Below are 282 nucleotides of genomic sequence, written 5' to 3' on the forward strand. Positions count from 1 at the left end.
AGGAAACGGGCCTTCGCCCACACGGGTTGTATATGCCTTAACGATTCCAAGCACATAGTCGATTGCACACGGTCCGACGCCCGTCCCTGTCGCGGCTTGACCCGCGATCACATTAGATGACGTCACAAAGGGGTAAGTGCCAAAATCGATATCGAGCAACGCGCCTTGTGCGCATTCGAACAAGATACGTTTTCCTGCTTTGCGTTTCTCGTTAAGAATTTTCCAAACAGGAGCCGCATAAGGCAGAACATGCTCGGCGATTTCTTTGAGTTTCGCGAGCAA

1 protein-coding gene is annotated in these 282 nt (G+C 51.4%); it reads right to left on the minus strand.

Features of this window, described 5'->3' with window-relative positions; genetic code table 11:
• On the minus strand, nucleotides 1-282 hold a 282-nt coding region (locus AB9F29_RS22465; RefSeq protein ID WP_369757321.1), incomplete at both ends, for an adenylosuccinate synthetase.

The organism is Falsihalocynthiibacter sp. S25ZX9 (assembly GCF_041205405.1).
In the GTDB taxonomy this organism is placed as follows: Bacteria; Pseudomonadota; Alphaproteobacteria; order Rhodobacterales; family Rhodobacteraceae; genus Falsihalocynthiibacter; species Falsihalocynthiibacter arcticus.